Below are 6,651 nucleotides of genomic sequence, written 5' to 3' on the forward strand. Positions count from 1 at the left end.
TTGATTCATAAGAAGACCTCTTTTCTGGATTTGTGGTTATCTCTAGATTAAGGGTCTTCTTTCTTTTTGTCTACTTTAATTTCTTGCCCTACTATTTTACTTTCCGACAACTATTTTACACATAGTCGTCTTTATATTAATGACTGTCTTATAGCGAATGGACTTAAAAATATTCATTCAATTGATACACATTCCTACTACCAGACGCTTGTGAGCGAACTCGTTTCAAAAGTAAGCGGGATGATCAATGAAGACTTGAGTGAAGACGAGCAGCTTTTAAATGGACTCCTGCATCATATTATCCCCATGTTCTTCAGGCTGAAAAACGGGATCGCCTTACAGAATCCTTACATTCGAGAAATCAAGAAACAGTATTCCATGATGTTTCACCTGACCTGGTATGCTGTTCTGGATCTGGAAAGAGAACTCGGCAGACGTATTCCGGAAGATGAAATTGCCTTCTTGATGATTCATTTCCAGTCTGCCCTGGAACGGAAACGAGATATCAGAAAGATATTGATTATCAGTCAGACTGGACTGCTGACGACCGAAATCCTTGAAAGACGAATCAAGCAGTTTCTCCCGAGCGTCCATATTTATGAAGTCATTGCAGAAGATCAGATCGGGCAGATGGATCTGAAAAAAGTAGATCTGATTATTTCAACTGTTCCGCTGTCGATCGACGAGCCGCCAGTTATTCCTCTTTCATCCATTCCGACTGATGCAGAGCTTAGGGATGTCATGAATAAAATGACTGAGCTTTTCTCAAGTTCCTATGTATTGTCTAGTAGACATGAGGGACTGAGCCAGGAACACCCACTCGTCGATTCTCTCAGCAGGCGTTTAAGTATTACAAGGGGTCATGTGCTTTCTATGGAAGACGCGATTAGGACATTAACTGATCCATTGGTGGAAGCCGGGAAAGTCACTGATGCATATGTCAAATCGGTGTTTGACCGGGAAGAGATGTCCTCTACTGCTTTTGAGACAGGCATTGCGATACCACACGGAGATCCTTCATTTGTCAAGGAAACTCAGCTTTCAGTGCTTATCAATGACAGAAAAATAAATTGGGGCGGTGATCGGGTTGACGTAATTGTACTGGTCAGTGTAACTAAGGAAGATATTCAGCATATCAGTCTGATTATCGAGCAGTTATATGCTGTGATGGAATCAAGAACAGACATTGAAAAGCTGTTTCACAGTAAGTCTGATCAGGACATTTCCCGCTATTTAGCTCATTATCATTAATTAAAGGAGTAGGGGTGCATGTTAAAACAATATTTATCGGAAGAAACGATGCAGCATAAGACATCTGTCGATAACTGGGAAGAGGCGATCACTGTAGCTGCCCGGCCGTTACTGAATAAAGGGGTGATTGATGATAGTTATGTAGAAGCGATGATCGATAGTGTTGAAAAGAACGGACCCTATATTGTGCTAAAGGATTATTTTGCTCTTCCTCATGCTCAGGCTGGTAAAGGTGTGAATAAAGTCGGCATGTCACTGCTGACTCTTGAGGAACCGGTAGATCTGAAAGGAAATGAAGTTAAAGTGTTTCTGGTCTTAGCCGCTGTTGATGCATCAGCGCATTTGGGCGCTCTGTCAGAAGTGTCCGAGCTTCTGATGGATGACGAGAAATTTGAAATCGTTCTACAAGGAGACTTAGAAAAAATCAGACAATTAATAGAAGAAGGGAATTAGTGAATATGTACAAATTTTTAGCAGTATGCGGATTCGGTGTAGGCTCGTCAATGGTATTGAAAATGTCAATTGAAAAAGCGGCGAAAGAAAGAGGAATAGACTGTGAAGTGGAGAATACTGATCTAAGTTCGGCAAAAGGGACTGGAGCGGATGCCGTATTTACTAGTCAGGAGTTAGGAGACGAATTGAAAGGATCTACCAAATCACCGGTATATCCGATCCAGAGGTATATGGATAAAGAAGAGGTAGGAAAAGCGCTTGATGATTTCCTGTCCACTAAAGAGTAAACATGATTAGGTAGGTAAGGGGGAAAGGATCACCTTATGACGGATTATATCATTAAACGATCCTAATCTAACTAAAAAAGGACTGACTTATCATGCAAGGTATTTTAGATTTTATTACTAACTATATACTCAGGAACCCACCTGTTCTCCTGGGTCTTATTGCTGCTATAGGTCTTATCATTCAGCGGAAAAATATAGCAGATATTGTTAAGGGATCCCTGTCAGCTGCTTTCGGTATGCTGATTCTGGATACAGGGGTCGGTCTCATCGTAGGAACAATCATTCCAATCAATGATGCTTTCCAGCAGACGATTGCTGAAGGGGTAGAAGTAGGCGAGGGACTCAGTGATGTCACATTCATCGCTGATTTCGGAGGGGAAATCGGTCTGGCGATGTTTCTTGGGCTGATCATTCATCTGCTGATTGCCCGCTTCACTCCGGTCAAGACTATATTTCTTACTGGTCACATGCTCTGGTGGTTCCCATTTATTTTTGTAGCTGCAGGAGTTGAAGGCGGTTTGACTGGCTTTGTATTGATCATGTTTGGAGCTATCCTGTCTGCCTCATACTGGTCATTCATGCCATGGATCATGAGACGCTATATCTGGGACGTTACCGGAGATGAATCATTTCTTATCGGCCACCCTACCGGCATCTTGAGTATCATTTCCGGTTTCGTTGCCAAGCGAGTCGGAAACAAGGAACGTTCAACAGAATCACTCAACGTACCAAAGAGTCTGTCGTTCTTCCGTGAGATTTCAGTCATGGGTGCTATCGTTATTTTCATCATGTATGTCATCATGTCATTTGCTGCACCTGAAATTGTTGCTGAAGGAGATAATGCCTTCTTTACAGCAGTTACTCAGGGGATCACGTTTGGTGCCGGCCTGATCATTATGCTGCAGGGGGTTCGTATGCTGATCAACCAGATCGTTCCAGCTTTCCAGGGAATTTCCGACAAAGTTATTCCAGGAGCTGTCCCTGCTTTCGATGTGCCTATTCTGTTCAACTATAAACCCAATGCAGTCATCATCGGCTTCATCGTGGCCATGATCACTTCAACAATTATGATTCTGATTGCCAATACGACGAACTTGTTCGGGGTTATTCTTATTCCTCTGGTTGTTACTTCCTTCTTTGAAATGGGTGGAGCAGCAGTCGTGGGAGAAGGTCAGGGGGGCTTAAGAGGAGCCATCATAGGTACAGTTGTCGGTGCAGTCGTTATGGTAGGACTGATGGGTATTTCGGTAATCATCTATGAAACGACGATTCGAAACTGGATGCTGATTTTCGGAGGTAACGACTTCTCCTTATTCGGCCCACTAGCCAGCTGGCTTGCACAACTTCTGTCAGGAGTGTTTTAAATGACTTTTGATTATTTTGAAGGGATTAAACAGCTGATCGACACAGTTGAAAAAAAAGAACAAGCGTCTATACTCAAAGCAGTGGACTGTCTGGTCAAGGCAGTTGAAAATAAGCAGTCGATCTTTGCGTTTGGTGCCAGTCATGCCGGCATACTGACTCAGGAACTCTATTATAGAGCCGGAGGACTGATGACGATCAATCCTATTTTTGGAGAAAGTGTCCTCCTGGATGTCCAGCCTATTACCCATACAAGCAAAATGGAACGACTGGTGGGTTACGGGACTGCTCTCGCTGAGAAGACACCATTCAAAGAAGGGGACGTCCTGATAGTTCATTCGGTCTCAGGACGAAACCCTGTGACGATCGAACTGGCAATGGAAGCTCAGAATAAAGGCGTGACGACCATTGGGCTGACCAATCTCACTTATTCAAAATCAGTCGATTCCCGCCACCCGTCCGGCAAGAATCTCTTTGAATATAGTGATATCGTTATAGATAATCACGGGCATAGAGGTGACGGGATGTGCGAGATAGAAGGTCTTGATATGCGGGTAGGTCCATCTTCTACGGTAATCGGTGCACTGGTAGCCAATACGCTGATTGTTGAAACTGTGAAAAAACTGAAAGCAAACGGTATGGAAAAACCACCAATTTTTTACAGTGCAAATCTGGACGGTGGAGATGAACTCAATCAGAAGCTCATCAGCGAGTATAAAGAATCGATCCACTACAAGTTTTAAAATCAAACAGGAAGGCAGGGTGTCGATAGACTATGCCTTCCTGTATTCTTTTACAATAGTGCACTATTAGAATACATTCAACGCCTACACATTAATTGAAGTTTTTAATTATTTTGCATTTGTTCAAGGGTTATTTTTTGTTTTCGGAACCTGGAATGTGTTAGAATGAAATTGAAAGCAAATAAGGAAGGAGCAAGTGTATGCAGAAGTATATATTCAAGTCGCCAAGTCGTTACATTCAGGGAAATGGTGTCATCAAGGAACTCGGTAAAGAGGTTGAAAGTATCGGAAAACAGTCTCTGCTGATTTCTGATGAGGTCGTGTGGGATATTACTAAGGATATGGTAGAAGAAAGTTTCAGTGAATCCGATAGTAAGTATCATTTCGAACAGTTTAACGGGGAATCATCGACCAAAGAAATCGAGCGTCTGATTGAAGCTGGAAAAGAACAGAATGTGGATGCAGTCATCGGTGTCGGAGGCGGTAAAACTCATGATACCGCTAAAGCCGTTTCCGATGGACTAGAAGTACCGGTCATCATTGTACCAACTACAGCTTCAACTGATGCCCCCACAAGTGCATTATCCGTTATTTATTCGGATGATGGTGTTTTTGAAGGGTACAAGTTCTACGATAAAAATCCTGATCTGGTTCTAATCGACACAGGAATTGTAGTCAAGGCTCCCCTGCATTTATTTGCATCAGGAATGTCGGACGCTATGGCGACATTGGTCGAAGTTAAAGCGGCCATGAAGCGGAACAGCGATACAATGGCAGGCGGAAAGACGACATTTGCAGCTAAGGCAATAGCTGAAATGGCTGAAGAGGTACTATTTACTCATGGATTAGCGGCTTACAACGCTGTTAAAGAACAGCTCGTTACCCCGCAAGTTGATGCGATTGTAGAAGCGAATACACTACTCTCCGGCCTTGGTTTTGAAAACGGTGGACTGGCCGGTGCACACGCGATTCATAATGGGTTTACTGCAGTAGATGGGGATATCCACTACCTGACTCATGGTCAGAAAGTCGCATACGGTGTCCTGGTCCAGCTTGTGCTTGAAAGAAAGTCAGGGGAAGAGATCAAGAAATATATCGATTTCTTTAAAGCAATAGACATGCCGACTACTCTTGAAGAGATGCATCTGGATGGCAAATCATTTGATGAACTGCTTGAAATTGGAGAGCTGGCTACAGCTGATGGAGAAACGATGGAGAACTTGGATCCGGAAATCACTCCGACAGAAATTGCTCATGCGATTCTTGCAGTTAATGAATTAAGCGTATCGTAAAGCAACAAATGAACGTAGTAACTAAGAGCGTGCCGAGTTTATATATTCGGCATGCTCTTTGCATGTTCACCGGAAACCAGCTGATCACTCAGCTGGTTTTTCCTTATAAAGAACTCTAAAAAATATTAAAGGGACATGGCGTATCTACTTTCTACCAATTACTAACGGGAATGGACCATAACATGGTATATGGTCTATTCGGTTAAAACTACGAGCGGCGAATGGTGCATAAAATCTTTTATGGCACATACGAACACCAGAAATTTTATCCAATGGACCAAAAAACTGTATATGACCCATTCAACAGCACATAAGGTTTTCTAGCATTGAAAAGACAGATTAAATCGAGAAAAACAATCAGGTCGGACTAGTCAAATGCAATTTGTTCAATAAAGCACAATATTCATAAAAAAGACACAAATATATTTAGGAAAAAGCTTCCCTTTGCAAAGTTAATTTGTTAAACTGTTCACATGAAGAAAGGTAGGAGAGAATGTTATGAAAAAAGTAATGAATGCTTTACGCTTTGTTTTCCGTAACGGTGAAACCTGGACAGTTCGCCGTGAACATATCGGGGACTTATGGATCAAGCAGGTTACCACGAGTTTTGGACGAATTGGTGACGAATTTCAGCAGATCCATCCTTGTGAATCACTTAAGATTGAGATTGCTCACGAAGCTGACAGTGTCAATTCAGATGATATCAACAAAGGTGGATTGGAAGCAGGCATGTTCGCCCGAGTCAGGCAGTTTCAGGATATCGAAATGATGGATATTTTATATCGTGACCGTTTAAATGGGGAAAAGAGAATGGCAGTCGAAAAAGACCGCATCTATTTCCCATATAAAGCAATGGACACTGATGGACACGATAATGCATATCAGTCATCTATGGACCAGAATGATAAATTGTATATTGTCATTGATCCGGAAAGAACAGTAGAAGAGGTCTATCCTCAGCTCAGCGCTGCTCATTCTTAATGTGTTCCCTTACCTCAGTCAGATGGATAACCCCCATCTGACTGTTTTTTTTGCATTAAAATTGTTTTTACTGTGCTAAATAGTTACAATAAGGAAGTAAAAGAGAGGATGAACAGAATGCAGGAAAGAAAGTACAAAGAAACTTTGACATTAAATAACTCAAGTTTTGCAGTTGAATATCCAGGTTTAACCCTTGCGGTTATTGAAACTTCTTATAAATAATTATCAAAAAACACACAAAAAGACACCTCTCTTTGGTAAAATGTAGTCACCATAACAACA

Annotated in this window: 7 protein-coding genes; all 7 read left to right on the forward strand. The window is 42.0% G+C overall.

The window, feature by feature from the left end:
• Positions 1 to 66: 66 nt before the first annotated feature.
• The 7 genes from ACYQ2O_RS09560 (at position 67) to ACYQ2O_RS09590 (ending at position 6,369) form a co-directional block, all read left to right on the forward strand.
• On the forward strand, positions 67 to 1,251 hold the full coding sequence (locus ACYQ2O_RS09560) for a BglG family transcription antiterminator (RefSeq protein WP_459796489.1): 1,185 nt from the start codon (positions 67 to 69) through the stop codon (positions 1,249 to 1,251).
• Positions 1,252 to 1,269: 18 nt separating this feature from the next.
• Complete coding sequence (locus ACYQ2O_RS09565) at positions 1,270 to 1,704, forward strand: PTS sugar transporter subunit IIA (protein ID WP_459796491.1); 435 nt, start codon at positions 1,270 to 1,272, stop codon at positions 1,702 to 1,704.
• 5 nt (positions 1,705 to 1,709) lie between these two features.
• Entirely contained in the window at positions 1,710 to 1,991 is a 282-nt protein-coding gene (locus ACYQ2O_RS09570; protein WP_459770707.1) for a PTS sugar transporter subunit IIB, read from the forward strand.
• Positions 1,992 to 2,083: 92 nt separating this feature from the next.
• The gene (locus tag ACYQ2O_RS09575; protein WP_459796492.1) at positions 2,084 to 3,355 is read left to right on the forward strand and encodes a PTS ascorbate transporter subunit IIC; all 1,272 of its coding nucleotides are present in this window, start codon (positions 2,084 to 2,086) and stop codon (positions 3,353 to 3,355) included.
• On the forward strand, positions 3,356 to 4,096 hold the full coding sequence (locus tag ACYQ2O_RS09580; RefSeq protein WP_459770702.1) for a sugar isomerase domain-containing protein: 741 nt from the start codon (positions 3,356 to 3,358) through the stop codon (positions 4,094 to 4,096).
• A gap of 200 nt (positions 4,097 to 4,296) precedes the next feature.
• Entirely contained in the window at positions 4,297 to 5,388 is a 1,092-nt protein-coding gene (locus tag ACYQ2O_RS09585) for a glycerol dehydrogenase (protein WP_459770704.1), read from the forward strand.
• Positions 5,389 to 5,886: 498 nt separating this feature from the next.
• The gene (locus tag ACYQ2O_RS09590; protein WP_459770705.1) at positions 5,887 to 6,369 is read left to right on the forward strand and encodes a hypothetical protein; all 483 of its coding nucleotides are present in this window, start codon (positions 5,887 to 5,889) and stop codon (positions 6,367 to 6,369) included.
• Positions 6,370 to 6,651 lie beyond the last annotated feature (282 nt).

The organism is Alkalibacterium sp. m-11 (assembly GCF_054658155.1).

What these genes read in the sequence shown, in the direction of transcription:
- ACYQ2O_RS09580 (WP_459770702.1), top strand. Translation starts at nt 3,356, where the DNA reads ATGACTTTTGATTATTTTGAAGGGATTAAACAGCTGATCGACACAGTT.
- ACYQ2O_RS09585 (WP_459770704.1), top strand. Translation starts at nt 4,297, where the DNA reads ATGCAGAAGTATATATTCAAGTCGCCAAGTCGTTACATTCAGGGAAAT.
- ACYQ2O_RS09565 (WP_459796491.1), top strand. Translation starts at nt 1,270, where the DNA reads ATGTTAAAACAATATTTATCGGAAGAAACGATGCAGCATAAGACATCT.
- ACYQ2O_RS09570 (WP_459770707.1), top strand. Translation starts at nt 1,710, where the DNA reads ATGTACAAATTTTTAGCAGTATGCGGATTCGGTGTAGGCTCGTCAATG.
- ACYQ2O_RS09590 (WP_459770705.1), top strand. Translation starts at nt 5,887, where the DNA reads ATGAAAAAAGTAATGAATGCTTTACGCTTTGTTTTCCGTAACGGTGAA.
- ACYQ2O_RS09575 (WP_459796492.1), top strand. Translation starts at nt 2,084, where the DNA reads ATGCAAGGTATTTTAGATTTTATTACTAACTATATACTCAGGAACCCA.